12 protein-coding genes are annotated in these 20,290 nt (G+C 36.9%); 4 read left to right on the top strand and 8 right to left on the bottom strand.

The window, feature by feature from the left end:
* Positions 1 to 114 precede the first annotated feature (114 nt).
* Positions 115 to 1,254 carry an acyl-CoA dehydrogenase family protein gene (locus tag AC2A1G_RS02050; RefSeq protein WP_484045294.1) on the bottom strand — a complete coding sequence of 380 codons (1,140 nt, stop codon included), beginning with the start codon at positions 1,252 to 1,254 and terminating at the stop codon, positions 115 to 117.
* 231 nt (positions 1,255 to 1,485) lie between these two features.
* On the opposite strand from AC2A1G_RS02050, the gene AC2A1G_RS02045 reads away from it, so the two are divergent.
* A complete protein-coding gene (locus tag AC2A1G_RS02045) occupies positions 1,486 to 3,264 on the top strand; it encodes an AMP-dependent synthetase/ligase (protein WP_484045293.1) in 1,779 nt (592 codons plus the stop codon).
* Here the strand turns inward: AC2A1G_RS02045 and AC2A1G_RS02040 are convergent.
* The 3 genes from AC2A1G_RS02040 to AC2A1G_RS02030 are packed head-to-tail and all read right to left on the bottom strand — an operon-like array spanning position 3,224 to position 5,354.
* Positions 3,224 to 3,478 (bottom strand): hypothetical protein, encoded by a 255-nt coding sequence (locus tag AC2A1G_RS02040; protein ID WP_484045292.1) that lies wholly within the window; start codon positions 3,476 to 3,478, stop codon positions 3,224 to 3,226. The two genes, AC2A1G_RS02045 and AC2A1G_RS02040, sit on opposite strands and share 41 nt — an antisense overlap.
* Entirely contained in the window at positions 3,478 to 4,254 is a 777-nt protein-coding gene (locus AC2A1G_RS02035; RefSeq protein ID WP_484045291.1) for a zinc ribbon domain-containing protein, read from the bottom strand. The genes AC2A1G_RS02040 and AC2A1G_RS02035 overlap by 1 nt, the downstream gene beginning before the upstream one ends.
* A gap of 2 nt (positions 4,255 to 4,256) precedes the next feature.
* Complete coding sequence (locus tag AC2A1G_RS02030; protein WP_484045290.1) at positions 4,257 to 5,354, bottom strand: Nif3-like dinuclear metal center hexameric protein; 1,098 nt, start codon at positions 5,352 to 5,354, stop codon at positions 4,257 to 4,259.
* Between the two features lie 62 nt (positions 5,355 to 5,416).
* Between AC2A1G_RS02030 and AC2A1G_RS02025 the strand changes: the two genes are divergently transcribed.
* Entirely contained in the window at positions 5,417 to 6,244 is an 828-nt protein-coding gene (locus tag AC2A1G_RS02025; protein ID WP_484045289.1) for an ion transporter, read from the top strand.
* Positions 6,245 to 6,288: 44 nt separating this feature from the next.
* Positions 6,289 to 6,447, top strand: a complete 159-nt coding sequence (locus AC2A1G_RS02020; RefSeq protein ID WP_484045288.1) for a hypothetical protein — start codon at positions 6,289 to 6,291, stop codon at positions 6,445 to 6,447.
* Between the two features lie 73 nt (positions 6,448 to 6,520).
* On the opposite strand, the gene AC2A1G_RS02015 is transcribed toward AC2A1G_RS02020, so the two are convergent.
* From AC2A1G_RS02015 to dnaE, 4 genes are all read right to left on the bottom strand, one after another.
* Complete coding sequence (locus AC2A1G_RS02015; RefSeq protein WP_484045287.1) at positions 6,521 to 8,098, bottom strand: T9SS type A sorting domain-containing protein; 1,578 nt, start codon at positions 8,096 to 8,098, stop codon at positions 6,521 to 6,523.
* Positions 8,099 to 8,225: 127 nt separating this feature from the next.
* Complete coding sequence (locus AC2A1G_RS02010; protein WP_484045286.1) at positions 8,226 to 10,199, bottom strand: T9SS type A sorting domain-containing protein; 1,974 nt, start codon at positions 10,197 to 10,199, stop codon at positions 8,226 to 8,228.
* 136 nt (positions 10,200 to 10,335) lie between these two features.
* Positions 10,336 to 12,993 (bottom strand): T9SS type A sorting domain-containing protein, encoded by a 2,658-nt coding sequence (locus tag AC2A1G_RS02005; protein WP_484045285.1) that lies wholly within the window; start codon positions 12,991 to 12,993, stop codon positions 10,336 to 10,338.
* A gap of 286 nt (positions 12,994 to 13,279) precedes the next feature.
* Positions 13,280 to 17,959 carry a DNA polymerase III subunit alpha gene (gene dnaE, locus AC2A1G_RS02000; RefSeq protein ID WP_484045284.1) on the bottom strand — a complete coding sequence of 1,560 codons (4,680 nt, stop codon included), beginning with the start codon at positions 17,957 to 17,959 and terminating at the stop codon, positions 13,280 to 13,282.
* Between the two features lie 227 nt (positions 17,960 to 18,186).
* On the opposite strand from dnaE, the gene AC2A1G_RS01995 reads away from it, so the two are divergent.
* Complete coding sequence (locus AC2A1G_RS01995) at positions 18,187 to 20,259, top strand: alpha-ketoacid dehydrogenase subunit alpha/beta (RefSeq protein ID WP_484045283.1); 2,073 nt, start codon at positions 18,187 to 18,189, stop codon at positions 20,257 to 20,259.
* Positions 20,260 to 20,290 lie beyond the last annotated feature (31 nt).

Here is a 20,290-nt window from a genome sequence, read left to right as displayed (position 1 = left end):
CACCGCAATTATCGGTTAATCAATTGACCATAATTTTATATAAAAGTTTGTGTTTAGTTACAGCAAAGGCTTTCAGAAATTCTGAAAGCCTTTGCTATTTTATATAAAGAAAGATTATTTTGAGATACTTCTCGAGATTACAATCTTCTGAATCTCAGATGTTCCTTCGTAAATCTGAGTGATTTTTGCATCACGCATCATTCTTTCTACATGGTATTCTTTCACATAACCATATCCACCGTGAATCTGAACAGCTTCAATCGTAGTATCCATCGCAACCTGCGAAGAATATAGCTTAGCCATTGCTCCACTTTCAGAAATGTCTTTTCCTGCATCTTTTTCTACAGCAGCCTTGAAACAAAGCATTCTAGCCGCAGTAATACTGGTTGCCATATCTGCTAATTTGAAAGCAATTGCCTGATGATTAATGATTTCAGTTTTGAAAGCTTTTCTGGTTTTAGCATATTTTAAAGCCAATTCATAAGCTCCTGAAGCAATTCCTAAAGCCTGAGAAGCAATCCCGATTCTACCACCATTCAAAACAGCCATAGCAAAGTTGAATCCGAATCCGTCTGCACCGATTCTGTTTTCTTTAGGCACTTTTACGTTATTGAAAAGTAAAGAATGTGTGTCGCTTCCTCTGATTCCCAGTTTATCTTCTTTAAGACCGATTTCAAAACCTTCCCATCCTTTTTCTACGATAAATGCGTTGATTCCTTTGTGTTTTTTCTCAGGATCAGTCTGTGCGATTACGATATAATAAGTTGCAGTACCACCGTTGGTAATCCAGTTTTTGATACCGTTTAATAAATAATGATCTCCCTTGTCTACAGCAGTTGTTTGCTGCGAAGTAGCATCAGACCCGGCTTCAGGCTCCGATAATGCAAAAGCACCAATTACTTCTCCGCTTGCTAAAGGTGTAAGATATTTTACTTTTTGTTCTTCAGAAGCAAATTTTTCAAGACCTGCGCATACCAAAGAGTTGTTTACAGACATTACCACGGCTGCAGAAGCATCTACTTTAGCAATTTCTTCCATTGCCAAAACGTAAGACACGCTATCCATTCCTGCTCCACCGTACTGTGGGTCTACCATCATCCCAAGAAGCCCCATTTCCCCCATTTTCTTTACTTGTTCGGCAGGAAACTTTTGGTCACGATCTCTTTCAATTACGCCAGGTAATAGTTCGTTCTGTGCAAAATCTCTCGCTGCCTGCTGAATCATCAGCTGTTCTTCTGATAAATTAAAGTCCATAAAAATTTGAATTATATGGTCGCTAATTTACACTTTTTGGGCAAATATGAAAATTTTTAAAATTAATCACAGTTTAGCCTTAATAATGACTGTAATTAAAGATTAAAGATCAATTATTAAAAGATAAATAAAGAATCTGATTTTTGCTGAAATTTCCTTTCATCAAAAAGAAAGTTTGACAGTAAAAAAAAATCCTTATATTTAAAATTATTAAAATCAAACTTACGGATTATGACAATCAAGAGATTATTCGATATACCGCAGCATGCTTTGGAAAACTATCCAAAGGCAGATATGTTTGTGACAAAATACAATGGCGAATGGAAAAAAACTTCTACTCAGGAGTTTGTAAACGAAGCCAACAAAATATCTCGTGGGTTATTAAAATTAGGCATAAAACCTGGAGATAAAATCGCATTGATTACCACGAATTCCCGTACAGAATGGGCAATTATGGATTTGGGACTATCACAAATAGGTGTAATTTCCGTACCCGTATATCCGAGTATTTCTGCTGAGGATTATGAATTTATTTTTACCAATGCCGAAATAAAATACTGTTTTCTTTCAGACAAAGCGTTGCTTGATAAAGTAATGAAAGTGAAACACAACATCCCAAGTTTACAGGGAGTTTTTACCTTTGATGCGATTTCTGGAGCAGCCAACTGGAGAGAAATTTTAGACCTCGGCGAAGACGATTCCACACAAATTGAGGTAGAAGATCTTGCAAAAGCGATTAATCCTGATGACGTTGCGACGATAATTTACACTTCCGGAACCACCGGAAAACCAAAAGGGGTTATCCTTTCGCATGAAAATATTGTTTCAAATGTCTTGGGCTCGATACCAAGAATCCCTAGGAAAAAAAGTTTAGATTATAAGGATACGAGGGTTTTGAGTTTCCTTCCAATCTGTCATATTTTCGAAAGAATGTTGTTTTATCTTTTCCAATACAACGGTTTCTCCATTCATTTTGCTGAAAGTATTGAAAAGATGGGCGAAAACGTGAAAGAAGTAAAACCTCACTACATGAGCGTTGTGCCAAGACTGGTAGAGAAAGTGTATGATAAAATTTATGCAACAGGTTCTTCAGCAGGAGGATTTAAACAGAAAATTTTCTTCTGGGCTTTAGATTTAATTCAAAAAAAGAAAACAGTTTCAAAACCATCGGGATTATCTGAAATTATTGCCGACAAACTCGTCTTTAAGAAATGGAGAGAAGGTTTGGGAGGCGAAATAATCACTTTAGTTTCAGGTTCAGCAGCTTTATCTTCAAGATTAAATTTAATGTTTCAGAATGCGGGAATTCCTATTTTGGAAGGGTATGGCTTGACAGAAACTTCGCCTGTAATTTCGGTGAATTCTTTCGGTAAAATGAAAGTGGGAACTGTGGGACATCCTTTGGATAATTTAAAAGTAAAAATTCAGGAAGACGGCGAAATTACCGTGAAAGGGCCTTCAGTTTTTAAAGGTTATTTTAAAAATGAAGAGCAAACGAAAGAAACATTCACTGAAGACGGATTTTTCAAAACGGGAGACATCGGTCATATCGACGGTGAAGGATTTTTGCAGATTACAGACCGTAAAAAAGAAATGTTTAAAACTTCCGGAGGAAAATATATTGCTCCTCAGACGATTGAAAATTTAGCCAAAGCATCCAAATTCATCGAGCAAATTATGGTTGTTGGCGATGGCGAAAAAATGCCAACCGCTTTGGTACAACCCGACTTTGAGTTTGCAAAAAGCTGGGCGATGAGAAACAACCTCAGCATCGGAACTACACCTAAAGAAATCGCCGCAAGTGCAGAACTTAAAGAAAGGATAAAAAAAGAAATGGATGACATCAATGAGCATCTCGGAAGTTGGGAACAGATCAAAAAAATTGAACTCACACCAGAAGTTTGGAGCATTGAAGCAGGACTTTTAACGCCAACTTTAAAGCTAAAGAGAAAGGCTATTAAAGAGAAATTTATTGATCTGTATAATAAAATGTATGAGCATCAGGCTTAAAAAGTAAAACCGCTTCTTTTGAGGCGGTTTTTTTTGTTATAGAGATGAATTTTAAATAATATATCTTAAATAGCAACGCTAACCACCCCGTCAAAAAATCTTCAATTTTTTGCCACCCCTCCAGAGTAGGGGAATTTTTTCCATCAATTAAATAATCAAAAAAAACGGCTTCAAAATTTGAAGCCGTTTTTCTATTTTTATTAAAAATCTGCATTAAAACTTAATTACAGATTTCATTCTTTCAATTTCTTCGTTTACCAACTCGTCGTCAACAAGAATTTTTCCTGAATGCTCATCGATGATGATTTTCTTTCTCTGAGCGATTTCCATTTGCTTTTGTGGCGGAATGGTGAAGAAAGATCCTTTCGGAGCACCTCTTTCCAAACCTACAACAGCAAGACCGTTGGCAGAGTTGTTTCTGATTCTATGGTAAGAAGCCAGCAATCTGTCATCGATTTTAGAAGCATATTCTTTAGACTGCTCAAGAAGATATTCTTCTTCTTTTTGAGTTTCAGAAACCAAACCTTCCAATTCTTCTTTTTTGAATTTAAGGTGATTCTTAAGGTCTTCAATCTTAGCATTCAACTCATCAAGAGTTTCGTTTTTGTGACCGATTTTAGCACCAAATTCTTTGATTCTTTTTTCAGAAAGCTGAATTTCAAGATCCTGATATTCGATTTCTTTCCCTAAAGCTTCAAATTCTTTATTGTTTCTTACGTTATCCTGCTGAGATTTGTATTTTTCAATTAAAGATCTTGCATGGTTGATCACCTCATTTTTAGTATTGATTTGATCGTTTTGTTCTTTAATTTCAGCATGAAATTTTTCAGCTCTTTTTTCAAGGCCTTCGATTTCGATGTCAAGATCTTCCACTTCGATTGGCAATTCTCCTCTTGTATTTCGGATTTCATCCAATCTGGAATCAATGATCTGTAGATCGTATAAAGCTCTCAATTTTTCTTCAACTGAAATTTCTATTGTTTTTGCCATATCTAAATGAAATAATTTACGGGGTTTGTTTTTTCGCTAGATTTCAAGACTGCAAATGTACTAAAATTTTGCGATAAAATTTCAAATAATTGTTCACAGACTAATTGCTCAGATTCATAATGTCCGATGTCGCACAAAAGCATTCTGGATTCTGCCGAAAAATAGTCGTGGTATTTCAAATCTCCGGTAAGATAAGCATCACATTTTTGGGATAAGGCAGATTTTATTCCACCAGCTCCTGAACCGCCCAACACTCCTACTCTTTTTATTTTTTTTCCTGTAAAATCAGAATGTTTGATGATATTTAAATTAAATCTATCTTTTACAAATTTCAAAAAATCAGCCTCATCCATTTCGGTTTCAAATTCACCATACATTCCGAGTCCTGAATAATGATTTTCATTGTCTAAGCTGTAGATTTGATGCGCAACTTCTTCGTAAGGATGGGCATTTTTCATCGCTGAGACCATTTGATTTTGCTTAAATGATTCAAAAATCACCGAAATCATCACCTCATCAGCATTTTCACGGACATTTTGTTGTCCGGAAAAAGGTTTCGATCCTTCAATCGGTCTGAAAGTTCCTCTTCCCTCTGTTGTAAAACTACATTCGTCATAAAACCCGATATTTCCCGCTCCCGCATTGAATAAAGCTTCTTTTACATTTTCAGAATAATCGTGAGGAACGTAGACATTTAATTGTTTTAGATTATTTTTTTTAGGCTGAAGAATTTTCAAGTTTTTTAAACCTAAATGATTACAAATCCCGGCATTCACACCGAAGAAATCGTTATCCCAAGCTGTATGAACAGCATAAATTGCGATTTTATTTTCAATGGCTTTTAAAACAGCTTTTTCCACATAGTTTTTACCGGTCAAAGATTTTAAACCTGAAAAAATAATCGGATGGAAGCAGACGATGAGATTACAGTTTTTCAGAATTGCTTCTTCCACCACATTCTCCAAAGCGTCGTGGCAGACGAGGATTCCGCTTACATTTCTTTCAGGAAGACCGCAGAGCAGACCAACGTTGTCAAAATCTTCAGCCTGTGCAATCTGTATTCTTCTTTCAATTTTTGATATTACCTCTTTTATTGTCATTTTATTCTGTAAGTTTGAGTACGAAAATAACGAATATTTATAACTTTGTAAAAAACATAAAAATGGAAAAAGAGCACAATCTCACTCCTGGAGATCAGCTTTGGAAAAGATTTCTGTTTAGAATTATTTACCGCGCAGACACCAGACTCGGAAAACTTTTCGACATTATACTTCTATGTCTGATTCTTGCAAGCACTTTTATCATTATGATGGAAAGTGTTCCCATGCTAGACAAGCGATTTCATACGACATTTATTATTTGTGAATGGATCATTTCTATTTTTTTCACTTTTGAATACTGCTTGCGAATTGCGGTGTTAAAAAATAAAAAAAATTACATTTTCAGTTTTTTCGGAATTATAGACTTTCTTTCATTAGTTCCATTCTTTTTGAGCTTTTTCTTCCCGGTGACGAAGTATTTCCTGATTTTCAGAATGCTGAGGATGCTGCGTGTTTTCAGGGTATTTAATCTTTTGGATTTTATGAATGACGGCTCTGTCATCGTACGGGCTTTGAGGAACAGTTCGCGGAAGATTTATATTTTCCTGTTATTTCTGATAATTTTCTCAGTCATTGTAGGTTCGATGATGTTTATGGTGGAAGGTGGCAGACCTGGTTTTGAAACGATACCGCAATCTATCTACTGGGCAGTGGTAACCGTAACGACGGTGGGTTATGGCGACGTTTCCCCAATTACACCAATGGGAAAATTTTTCGCAGTGATTCTGATGCTTGCAGGTTATTCCATCATCGCTGTACCAACAGGAATTGTGACGGCTGAGATGAGAAATAAAAGACAGAACCTTGAATTGATCTGTGAAAGATGCGGAAATGAAGATATTGATGATGACGCCCGCTATTGCAAGCAGTGTGGCAAGAAATTAGCATAGAATTAATTATCAAGTAAACTATCCAACAATTAATTCACAAAATCATGGAACCAAAACAAAAAAACAAGCCCAATGCACTCGTTATTACCTTAGTGGCACTCGTTGCTTTAATGATTGTCATCTACTTTATCTTTGTCATGTTTTTCCCTGCAGTCTTCGACAGTATGAGCACAGGAGAATTACAACCTGTAAAACCGGAGTAATCATTTAATCAATATCAGATATAAAAACAGGTGACTTTTTTTTCGAAGTCACCTGTTTTTGTTTGAATAAATATTACTTTTTAATAATTTTCTGAGTTTGCTGGGTTCCGTTTTTTAGTTTTAAAATTAAGAGATAAGCACCTGATGAAATTTCTCCAGCATTTAATTCTGAACCTACATAATCAAATCTTTTTATCAATCTTCCATTAAAATCTGTAATTACAGCAGATTCAATTTTATCTGAATTTTTGATTTTCAGAATCTGGACAAAAGGATTTGGGTAAACAACAATTTTATCATTTTGTTTAAAATCCTGAGCTGTTACTAAAGTACCCGAAGGCTCTATGGTAAAGTTATCAATAAAAAAATCATAATCTTCAGGGTCTACAACCGTTCCGTCTGAGCCATAAAATGCAAAAACTGTATTTGCAGAATTATATGAGGTAAGATTTAGCGAAAATTGATTGATTGTATTAGAAGGACTATTGGTGGCAGTCCAAGTTTGAAGTGCCGTCCATGTAACTCCTCCATCATTTGAAATCGCAAACTGAATAACATCATCCGAACCCATTGCAGAAGTCGCTGATTGATTAAAAGCTGTAAGTCCATAATTAAATTTTACCCTGTAATTGCCTGAAGACAAATTAAAATAAGGCGACTTCAGCCATCCCGCTCTGTTTTGATCAAACAAATTGATTCTTGCCGCACCGGTATAATTTACATTTAAAAATCCATCTTCAATCCAAAAAATATTGTTACCTGTAGAGCCTGTTGCTAAATTCCCTCCCGAAGCCTGTTGCCAGCAAAGCCCCGGAAAATCTGTAAATAAATTGGTGTAAGATGGAGTAATCGCAGCACACAAACTTGTGAAAGATGTCGATGCAGACCATGCGCTTTTGCTCGCAGCATTACAAACTGATCTTACCCAAACATTGTATGTTGTGGATGAAGCTAATGACAATAACACATTTAGAGAACCTGAACTTCCGGTCGCCACTACAGAAGACGCTGGTGTGGCCGGATTTGTTGAAAGGTAATATTCATAACCTTGAGATGGAGCACTTGAAGATGCTGCCCATGACAATGTAGCTGATGTTGCAGAAATATTGGAAATAACCAAATTGGAGGGAGCCAGACAAGTAGGAGCAGCCGCTACAGCCACACTGTAATCATGAGCCTCACCGTAACCATCGATATTACACGGAATCGGAGGGAAATCAAACTGATCTGCTACTCTCATCCTGTAAGTTCCTGCTGTGATATTAGCAGGAATGCTGATGATTCCATTAGTAATATCCTGATTATTTATTGTAGTACTTAAACCTGAAGCCACCAGCTCTGGAGCCGCATTAGTGAAAACTCCATCATTATTGAAATCAATCCAAATTTTTACGTTCTGATCACTGAAACCATGAGTAATAGTAAAATTGTAATTTACTCCCGCATTTAGACTGATGAACTGCGAAGTAAAATCACCATAAGCATTGAGAGAACAGCCTGTATTGGCATGATTAAATGAAACTGAAGGAATAGAAAAGCTATCAATCTGATCACCATCATCACAACCATCGGAAAACTGTGGAACACAGTATGTTTGCGCATTGAAGCAAACATTAAAAAACATTAAAACCAACAATAAACATTTATTCATACAAATTATTTTACAAATAAATGCAAATCTATAAAAATTTAAAACAAACAAACAATTATGTTAACAAAAATTAAAAGCCGACAGTATTATTACCGCCGGCTTTTTATAACCCTTAAAAAATTTTATTTTAACGTTTAATTGCTTTAACGGTTTGTCTAGAACCATCATTCATATTTAGAATCACCAAATACATTCCTGCATTAAGATCTCCTAAACGAAGTGTAGATTCAGGTTTTGTAATTGTTTTTACAATTTTTCCAGACATATCTGTAATCATCATTGATTTTACATCTTTTATTTCTGAAATTGTCAGTACATCCGTGAAAGGGTTTGGATATACTTTAATTTGATTACTCGCAGATTTCACTTCTGAAGTTGCTAAATTCCCATTAAGGATATTGATAGTGAATGCCTCTTCATCTTCATCAGAAGAAGAGCTGTAATACCCAACATTCACATAATAAGTTTGACCAGCCGTTGTAGATACAGAAACATTTTCAGACGAACCCGAACCCTGCTGATCAACAGAATCAACACAGGTGAGATTCCCACAACTTCCGGAATAAACACCCACTTCAGGATCAAAATTACTTCCCGCAGGCATTGAAACTGTGATATCATAAGTGCTTCCATTACCTACAAAAGTAAACCATGTACCATCATTCATTTCTCCAGACGAACAAACAGTTACAAATCCAGAATTATTAGTTGAACCAGACGCATCTACCTGATTGTAAGTAAACGGATATGCAGTAGCCGCTATTGCACCACTGCATGCGTCATTAGCAGGTGGCGGAGGATAAGAACCAACACATATATCAAAACTCTGATTAGAACCTGAACCATAGTAACTATATACTCTTACATAATAGGTCTGCCCCGAAGTAAGACCTGAAATAACTGATTCATTTGAATCTGAACACAAAACACTTGCAAGCGTAGAACAACCTCCCTCAAAAACCTGAAAATAAATATCATCATCATAAGGATCAGAACCCACTGCCTGAACATTAGAAAGGGTGATTTTATGTTTTGAACCAGTTGCTACAAACTTAAACCAAACATCATCATCTGGATCACCGTAACATGGATCAGGAATCAACCCCGAATCTGTAGCACCCAATGTATAACCTGAAGTTATGGCACCACAGTTTAAATCAGGATTTACACTCAAAGTAACTGCATTACTACACTCATCGTTTGTTGGAGGTGGAGGCACTGTCGAGAACATATAACTCACACAACCTGAAGACTCCCCAACTGCACCAACAGCAACCACTTTAAGGTAATATGTAGTATTAGAAGAAAGCGGAGAGGCAGGTGTAAAACTATTCGTAGATACCGGAACCTCGTTTGCAATATCAGTTCCATTAAGATTAGTACCAATCGATACCTTATAACCTGTTGCTCCAGTAGAAGCATTCCAGGTGATGACAGGTGATGACGGAATGAAAGTAGCATTATTTTCCGGATAAGTAACTAAAGGACAAGCTGGTATAGGATTCAAAGCTAATCCTTCAAAAGTTGTAACCGATTTGTAATTCACCAAATCACCAAATGCCGGAGGCGACGCCGGATCAGGATTGATAATATCATCTTTGTAGTAAAGCGATGAATTTTGCGCCCCATCATACACATAAATAACCTCATCATAATCATTATCATCATAGCCTGCAGAATTTTCTTCGGCTGCTAATACCAAATTTGAAATATTATCATAAGCAAAAGGCGTCGGAAAAACAACGCTAATTACACCATTAACATTTGACACAGTGCCGGAAAAAACCTGCACAAGCTGAGTTGACGGAATCCAATCAGAATCTGAATTGAAAGACGTTTTTGAAGTCTGCCCGAGATATACCACCCATTGCGAAGAGTTGGATATAGAATGACTTGGATCAAGATAAAATTTCAAACCTGTAATATTCCCTGCAGCATTGGCATTAATTTCCTGTTTGGTGAAAATTTGCTGCACATAAGAATAACCAAAGTAAGTACTTATTGGAGCCACACCCACATCGGTGCTACCTCCACCCAGTGTGATTTGAGCTGAATAACTCATGCTTAAAATCAAAAAGCATGAAAGTAAAAATTTTTTCATAAATAATATTTAAGTATTTCTCTAATAAAATTAATAAAAAAAACATCAGACTATTAAAATATTTAAAACATTTTACAAATAAAAACAGCAACTGAATAATCAGTTGCTGTTATAAATATAAATAGATTATTAAGGTCTACTTCTTAATTGCTTTAATAGTCTGTCTAGAACCATCACTCATATTAAGAATCACTAAATACATTCCTGCATTAAGATCTCCTAAACGAAGTGTAGATTCAGGTTTTGTAATTGTTCTTACAATTTTTCCAGACATATCAGAAATCATAATTGATTTTACATTCTTGATATCTGAGATTGTTAATACATCCGCAAAAGGATTTGGATATACTGAAATCTTTTCTGTTGATTTCACAACTTCATTAGTCGCAAGAGTTAATGAAGAATCGTATGCAGAAACCTGGAATTGACCATTATTCGTAGCACTATAGTTCCAAACCACAACCAAAATTGTAGCACCAGGAGTTTGACCTGTTAACGCCAATCTTGAAAAATTGTTTGTACCTGCCAAAACATCATCATGACAACCTACAGACACCAATGCCCCACACGTACCTGTGTAAGCTGATATTACTGTATCCGTAACAGGTGAACCTGCTACACTTGCTGTTTCAATAGTAACATTTCCACTTGCAGGCACAACCACAGAATACCAAGTATCAGCATATCTTGTAGATTGACAAGCAGCCACCGCAGTAGCATCTGTAGTTAAAGTAGCACTAACCGTAGTAGCAGTAATTGCATTTTGCGCAAATGTACCTCCTGGAGTTAAAGCAGTTGGAGTTGCACAATTATCATTTGCCGGAGGCGGAGGTGGAGTACCTACACAAATATTAAATGAAGCGACTGTTGTAGCCGTTGAAGTAAAAGTCCATACTCTAACTTTATACTCTTGACCAACCGTTAATCCCGTAACATTCATAGTTTCAGGATCACTACACGAAACTTGCACTAAAGACCCGCAAGCACCACTGTAAACAGCCATTGCCATATCTGTAGACCCAGATACATTTGTCAATGCAATTCTATGTGTAGTACTTGTTGCTGTAAATTTAAACCATACATCATCATTTGTTCCAGATGCTCCACAAGTAGGTGCTGTCTCCGTTGAGGCAGTTGCACTCTGCGTATTTCCAAATGTTGTAACAGCACATGATAAATCAGCATTCACAGTTAAAGCTACTGCTGCTGAACAATCGTCATTAGCAGGTGGCGGAGGAAGAGTTCCAACACAGATATTAAATGAAGCTACAGTCGTAGCGGTGGAAGTTAAAGTCCACACTCTGATTTTATATTCCTGACCAACCGTTAACCCCGTAAGATTCATCGTATCAGGATCACTGCAAAGAACTTGCACCAAACTTCCACAAGCACCACTATAAGCAGCCATTGCCATATCTGTAGATCCAGATACATTAGTTAATGTAATTCTGTGTGCAGTATTTGTTGCTGTGAATTTAAACCACACATCATCATTAGTACCAGAAGCAGCACAAGATGGAGCCGTCTCTGTAGATGCAGTTGCACTTTGAGTATTCCCCAACGTTGTAACACCACATAAATAATCCGGATTTACCGTCAGAGCAATAGCTCCTGCACAATCATCGTTCGCAGGTGCTGGCGGCGCAGTTCCTACACAAATATCAAATGTTGCAGCCGTCGTTCCCACGGCGCTAAATGTCCAAACTCTTATTTTATATTCTTGACCAACCGTTAAGGCCGTTAAATTCATAGTATTTGGATCACTACAAGTAACCTGGGTCAAACTTCCGCAAGAACCACTATAAGCAGCCATCGCCATATCTGTAGATCCAGAAACATTTGAAAGTACAACTCTGTGCGCTGTACTAGTTGCGGTAAATTTAAACCATACATCATCATTCGTACCTGTGGTTCCGCAGGTTGCAGCAATTTCCGCAGAAGCAGTTCCACCTACTGTTGTTCCTGATGTTTTAGCACCACAAAGATAATCCGGATTCACTGTCAACAATACAGCATTTGCACAATCATCATTCGCAGGCGGTGGTGGTGGTGCAGGACTTGTAAATGACCAAACATTTGTATTACAGCTTGTAGCTTCTGCCGTACCATTAACAGGCACTACTGACCAATAATAAGGAGTGTTATAACTTGTGAGAGTTGCAGTATAAGTAGTTGTAGGCGCAGTTACTGTAGAAGCTAAAGTAGTTGGAGGATTAGTTGTTCCCAAATAGACTTTATAACCAGTAGGAGCTATTCCCGTAGTAGGTGCAGACCATGTTAAAACAGGGCTTAGAGTACTCACTGCAGATCCGTTTGCCGGTGCTGTTAAAGTTGCACAAGATGGTGGACCAGTGATATCCAGTGTAAAAGCTCCACAATTCGGAGTTGGCCAGGTATCAATAATTATATAATATGTTCCATTGGTAGGAAATGTAATACCTCCTGAAGCCGTAGTACCACTACTTGTCTTAATACTCCCAATACTGTTGGCAATTGTAGGTGCACATGCTGAGTGTACAGAAGCTACTTTCCAAGTTGCAGCACCACCCAGAGCAAAACCAAGTGTTACCGGAGCGTTAGTAATATTAATGGAGTAGACATAATCTTCACCTCCACCGTAATCTGAGGTAAAAGTACCCGCAGCATAATCATTACCTGTTCCACACGTAGTCTGTGCACCGCTGGAAAACGGGATACTGGTGATTGGAATGGCATCTACGCAGGTATTCTGTGCACCTAAATTGGCAAACGCACAGAAAACCATCGCTGAAAAAAATAATTTTAGTTTTTTCATACTTAACAAAATTTAAATTAGTCGGTTAAATTAATAAATATTAACATACGATTCATAGGTAAAGGAAAAAATTATCCTAAATTTTCCTAAAATAATTAAAAAGATACAATATGATTAAACAAACATTTAATTATTTTCAAGGTTTAAAATGTATAAAAACCACTTTTAACCTAAAAATTAATAATTCAACTTATATTAAAAATTTATTAATTTTTGGTTAAAAGATACATTTTTAAACAAAAAAAGTGGCTAAAAAGCCACTAACTTATCATAATATTTCACCCACTTAATTCAGGTAAAACTCGTATTTATTCATCAACTGAATATTTTTGATAAAATCTCCATTTAAATTAACCTGATGCCTTGCAGATTGTACTTCAATATGTTGCACCTGAAAATCATCATCAACATCTTTTATATAGAATTTCAATTTTTGATTCCCAGGGTTTCTCTCCAAAATATTGCGGAAGAAGCTTAAATCTTCAGAACGGAAATCCATCACATCCATTACCAATGATATACTTTTAGCAAATCTTTCGAAAGCTTCCTGTAATTCTATTACTTCATTTACATTCACGAAAACCCTACCGTCTTTCACCTGAGCAAATTTTATCTTTAAAATAACAAAACGTTGTACTTCCAGCTTCTCCTTCAACTTCATATAATCACGATCGCCCAATCTGAAAGAATAAGAACCAGAATAGTCTTCCAAAGTTAAAAAAGCCACTTTTTCACCGCTTCTGAAACCATCTCGTACAACATATTCTGTGATTAAACCCGCAACAGTATATTCTTTTCCCCCGCCGCCGTTTTCTCTTTCCTTTTGTAAAGTTTTCCAGTCTTTTTTCTTTTCTTCAAATAATTCATCCTGTTTATTAGCGAAAGCAATTTCTTTGTAAGCATCCACCTCATCAAGATTTAAGAATAAGAAATTTCCTTTAGGTTCAGCTTTTTTGATCACTTCTTCAATGATTTCCTCTTCTTCACCTGCCACGATATCATCGGAAACAATTTCAATTAAATCCGCCACCTCATCTACAGAATCTTTTTCGAGAATGGGAACTTCATCGTTAACCACCTTTGCTTCTTCATCCTTTTCCAGAACTGCTTTTTTAGACAGACTTCCCTGCATAAACTGATACTGAAACTTAAACTCATCCAGCGGATGGGCAGAAAGATAGAAGCCTATGGTTTCTTTTTCTTTATTTAATTTGTGCATATTCGGCCATTCCGGACACGGTGCCAATTTTGGCTGCTCAATCTGAACTTCCTCCGCAAAATCTGCAAAAAGAGAATTTTCCATCTCGTTTTTACTTTCCTGAAAACTCTGTCCATAACGAATTAACCTTTCCAAATTGGTTCTTCCTGCCATATCAATATCGAAATACTGACCTCTGTGGAAAGAATCCAATTCATCGAAAGCTCCTGCAACAACCAAACTTTCCGCTACTCTTTTGTTCATTTGAGAAGGCAAAATTCTTTCGAAGAAGTCATAAATATTTTTAAATCTTCCATTAGTTCTTTCTTTGGTAATCCCTTCACTCGGCCCTTCACCAATCCCCTTTATAGCTCCCAAACCAAAACGGATTTGCCCCTTTTCGTTTACAGAAAATTTGTAGTTTGATTCATTTACATCCGGTCCCAAAACATCGACACCAATACTTTTACAATCCTCCATAAACATGGTAATCGATTCGGTATTGTTAATGTTATTACTCATTACACTCGCCATATATTCTGCCGGATAATTTGCTTTTAAATAAGCTGTCTGATAAGCAATAAACGCATAACAGGTGGAGTGCGATTTGTTGAAAGCATATTCAGCAAAAGCTTTCCAGTCGTTCCAGATTTTTTCCAATGGGCCTTCATCGAGGTTGTTTTTTCTTCCACCTTCGATGAATTTTGGGTACATTTTGTTCAGAACTTCAATCTGCTTTTTACCCATCGCTTTTCTCAAAGTATCGGCCTCACCTTTCGTAAAATTGGCTAATTTTTGAGACAAAAGCATTACCTGCTCCTGATAGACAGTAATTCCGTAAGTTTCCTTTAAATATTCCTCGGTTTCGGGTAAATCGTAGACAATTTCTTCGATACCGTGCTTTCTGTTGATAAAGTTTGGAATATATTTAATCGGCCCCGGTCTGTACAAGGCATTCATGGCAATTAAATCGGCAAAGACTGTCGGTTTCAGTTCTCGCATGTATTTTTGCATTCCCGGACTCTCATACTGGAAAATTCCGACCGTTCTTCCTTCTTTAAATAATTGATACGTTTTAGCATCATCCAAAGGAATCAAATCGGGGTCAATATCAACTCCATGTCTTGCTTTTATGATTTTTAAAGCATCTTTAATGATGGTCAAAGTTCTCAGACCCAAAAAGTCCATCTTCAAAAGACCGGCACTTTCCGCTACCGAGTTATCAAACTGCGACACCAAAATATCGGCATCCTTCGCTGCAATCGTCACCGGAATAATATTACTCACATCTTCAGGTGTAATTATAACTCCACAGGCGTGAATTCCCGTATTTCGGATGCATCCTTCCATCTTTTTGGCACTTGCCAAAACGTCGTGACGGGCATCATCGGGAGTATTGAGAACATACTTCATTTCATCAACAAGCTGCTGTTCTTCAGGCTTCAGCTTATCATATTTAGATAAAGCTTTTGCGATGTTCATTCCCGGACTTGGAGGAATCAGTTTTGCAATATTATTCGTATCAGGAATCGGCAAATCTAAAACTCTTCCGGCATCTTTTATGGCAGATTTCCCACCCAAAACCGAATAAGTGATAATTTGAGCCACCTGATTTTTACCGTATTTTTCAACTACCCATTTGATGATTTTATCACGACCTTCATCGTCAAAATCAATATCAATATCGGGCATTGAAACCCTTTCGGGATTCAAAAATCTCTCAAATAGTAGATCGTATTTTATAGGGTCAACATTGGTAATTCCTGTACAATATGCCACGGCAGAACCTGCTGCAGAACCACGCCCAGGACCAACCCAAACGCCCATTTTTCGGGCCTCATTACAGAAATCCTGTACAATCAGAAAGTAACCCGGATAACCGGTGTTTGCAACAACTTCAAGTTCAAAATCAAGGCGTTCTTTAATTGCTGGAGTAATTCCTGTTTCGGCATATCTTTTTCTAGCACCTTCATAAGTTAAATGCGTCAAATAGGCCATTTCACCTCGTTTTCCTCCATCAACCTCGTCTTCAGCATGAATAAACTCTTCGGGAATATCAAATTTTGGAAGAAGTACATCTCTTTTTAAAGTATAAGGACTGAATTTTGCTGTAAATTCTTCGTAAGCGTCAAAAGCATCTGGATAATTTAGAAAAGCCTCTTTAATCTCGTGTGCATTTTTAATATAATATTCTCCCGCAGCCAAACCTCTTCTCTTCCCAAAGCCTTTACCAACAGGCGTCGACAACTTTTCACCATCTTTGATACAGCTTACAATATCCTGAATATTAGAATCGTCTTTGTTGGTATAGTAGGTTTGATTTTGTGCTAAAATTTTAACATTATATTTATCTGCAAAATGAAGCAACACATCGTTTAAATGCTCTTCTTCAGGCAGTTTATGATTTTGAATCTGAACATAAAAATCGTCTTCAAAAGTTTCTTTCCACCATTTGAAAAGCTCCTCCCCTTTTTGCTCCCCCGTATTTAAAATCGCATCAGGAATATCTCCATTGATTCCTGAAGTCAGAGCAATCAACCCTTCTTTATACTCAGCAATCACCTCACGGCTAATCCTTGGAACTCCGAAATAAAATCCTTTGAGGAAACCAATACTTGAAAGTTTCGCTAAATTTTTATATCCATTAAAATCCTTCGCCAGTAAAACAACCTGCGTTCTTCTGTCGGGATCATCTTTGGTAAATTGTTTTTGCTCGTAACGGTCTGAAATGTAAAATTCACAACCTACGACAGGAATTAATGGCTCAGAAACAGGTTCTTCTTCATTAAATTCTGTTCCGTTTTCTTCTGCTTCCTGCTTTTTTGCTGCATATTCTTTATGCTTTTTTGCTCGGTCACCATTTGCTCCTTCAACTGCAGAAACAAATTTAAAAGCTCCCATCATATTTCCCAAATCCACCATTCCTACGGCAGGAAAATTTTCGTCTGAGGCTTTTTTAATTAAATCATTAATGCTAGAAGTTGCTGTTAACGTTGAAAAAACACTTTTATTATCAAAGTTGAAATATCTTCCTAAATCAATATCATCGATACTTCCGACATCAGATTGCTTTTTCTTATTATTAAAATCTGCAACCTGCCTTCTGATAATAATTCCAAAAGGTTTGATCGGGTTTGGATGCAACGTTTTAAAATATGCTAACTGATCTTCCGAAGTTTTCAAAACCTCAGCTGGAATAATTCCGATACGCATCATTTCGAAGAAAACCTGAGCCGTTGCATTTACATCGGCTGCTGCGTTGTGCGCTTCATCGAACTTATGACCGTATAGTTTTTCGTATAGTTCTTCCAATTTCGGAGACTTGTACTTCCCTCCTCTTCCTCCGGCAAGCTGACAATAATCTGTTCCCAGAATCATCGTATCTGCTTTGGGTTTTTCCTGAAGATTATCTTTTATATTTTTTCGGTAAAATTCTGCTCCGACGATGTTGTAATCAAACTCAACATTGTGACCGGAAACGACTCTTACTCTTTCTAAAACTTTAGCAAATTCATTTAAAATTTCTTCTAAATCACGACCTTCTTCGTTGGCAATTTTCGTTGTAATCCCGTGGATTCTTGCGGCATTAAAGGGAATATCGTATCCTTCAGGTTTTATAATATAGTCCTGGTTTTCTAATAAAGTTCCGTCATCATCATGCAACTGCCACGCAATCTGAACCATTCTTGGCCAGTTGTCTGAATCTGAAAGCGGTGCGTTGAAATTTTTTGGTAAACCCGTGGTTTCTGTGTCAAAAACTAAATACATGTAACTTTTTCGAGTTTTTAGATTAAAAAAAGAATGTAAAGTTAGGCTATTTTTTTATGTTTTGAAATCTGTTTTCTGTTAAATTTAGACCAAAACCAAACGACATTTTGGAGGTTTAAAAACTGATCAAAAATCACCAATCCAACCTTATCAATTTAAAAATCAACACCATAATTCGGTAAACTAACAATTGTTCGGATTTCTAATTTTATGTATATTTGCTTTCTATGGAAAATACACTTCACGAAAAAGTTTCTCAGGACATTTTACTAAAGGCTTATAACCACATGATGCTTGCCAAAGCGATGGCAGATATTTACGAAGAAAACAGAAATGTTTGTAAATATGTTCATAGCACATCAAGAGGTCACGAAGCAATTCAATTAGCAACGGCTTATCAGTTAAAGAAAGAAGACTGGGTTTCTCCTTATTACAGAGACGAAAGCATTCTTTTGGGGATTGGTTTTGAGCCTTATCAATTGATGTTGCAGTTGTTGGCAAAAGCTGATGATCCTTTTTCAGGAGGAAGATCGTATTATTCTCACCCATCGAGCAGAGATGAAGACAAACCGAAAATTATCCATCAAAGTTCAGCTACAGGAATGCAGACCATTCCAACAGCTGGAGTTGCTCAGGGAATTAAATATATTGAAGATTTTAATTTACAGCAGTTTGAAAACAATCCGGTTGTAATCTGTAGTCTTGGAGACAATTCTGTAACGGAAGGTGAAGTGAGTGAAGCACTTCAGTTTTCTGCATTGCATCAATTGCCTATAATTTTCTTAGTTCAGGATAACGAATGGGGAATTTCTGTAACCAAAGAAGAAGCAAGAACTGTAGATGCCTATGATTTTGTGGCAGGTTTTGAAGGTTTAGGAAGAATGAGAGTTGACGGAACCGATTTCGTGGAAAGCTTTGAAGTGATGAAGAAAGCCGTTGATTTTGTTCGAACTGAAAGAAAACCTTTGGTTGTCTGTGCGAAAACAGTTTTAATTGGTCATCATACTTCTGGAGTCAGAAGAGAATTTTACAGAGATGAGGAAGATTTAACCAAACACAGAGCAAAAGATCCGGGAAACATTCTTAGAAATCATTTGCTTGAATCTGGCGTAGATGAAGAATTATTAAAACAAATTACAAAGAAGGCAAGATTAGAAGCAGAAGAAGCATTCGAAAGAGCTCAAAAGGCTGAAGATCCAAAGCCTGAAAGCGTAATGCAACATATTTTCGCACCGACTCCGATTACGGAAGAAGTGGGAACTCGTGAACCTGAAGGCGGAGAAAAAATTGTAATGGTTGATGCTGCGATTCATGCGATTCAGGAATTGATGTGGAAGCATCCGGAAGCTTTGTTGTACGGACAGGATGTTGGTGAAAGAATTGGTGGAGTTTTCCGTGAAACGGTGACTTTAGGGAAGAAATTTGGAAGCAAAAGAGTTTTCAATACCGCAATTCAGGAAGCTTATATTATTGGTTCTACAACAGGAATGAGTGCAGTTGGTCTAAAACCAATTGTCGAAGTTCAGTTTGCAGATTATATTTATCCGGGAATCAATCAGTTGATTACCGAGATTTCAAAATCGAGTTATTTAAGTCAGGGGAAATTTCCTGTTAGCAATATCATCCGTGTTCCGATTGGGGCTTACGGCGGCGGTGGACCTTACCACAGTGGAAGTGTTGAAAGTATTTTAGCGAATATCAAAGGAATTAAAATAGCTTATCCAAGTAACGCTGCAGATTTTAAAGGTTTATTAAAAGCAGCTTACTACGACCCGAATCCGGTTGTAATGTTGGAGCATAAAGGTTTGTATTGGAGTAAAGTTCCGGGAACTGAAGATGCCAAAACAATCGAACCTGCAGAAGATTACATTTTACCTTTCGGGAAAGGAACAGTAATTATCGAAGCTGATAAAAATGAAACCGAAAAAGGCAGAACTTTAGTGGTTGTAACTTACGGAATGGGCGTTTATTGGGCAAAAGAAGCTGTGAAAAACTTTAACGGAAGAGTTGAAGTAATTGATTTAAGAACCATCATTCCTTTAGATGAAGAATTGGTTTTTGAAAGAGTAAAAGCTCACGGAAAATGTATTGTTTTAACAGAAGAACAGTTGAATAATTCTTTCGCAGAAGCGTTTGCACACAGAATTTCAAAGAATTGCTTTAAATATCTTGATGCTCCTGTAGAAACATTGGGATCACTTGATACTCCGGCAGTTCCTATTAATTTAGTTTTGGAAAAAGAAATGCTTCCAAATGCGGAAAAATTAGCAGCAAAAATCGAAGAAATGCTTAAGTATTAATTCAGACAAAAAAAAATAAGACCTCTAAAAA

The organism is Chryseobacterium sp. HNCC26DJ240, assembly GCF_057180485.1.
This window is presented reverse-complemented; position numbering and strand designations above follow the sequence as displayed.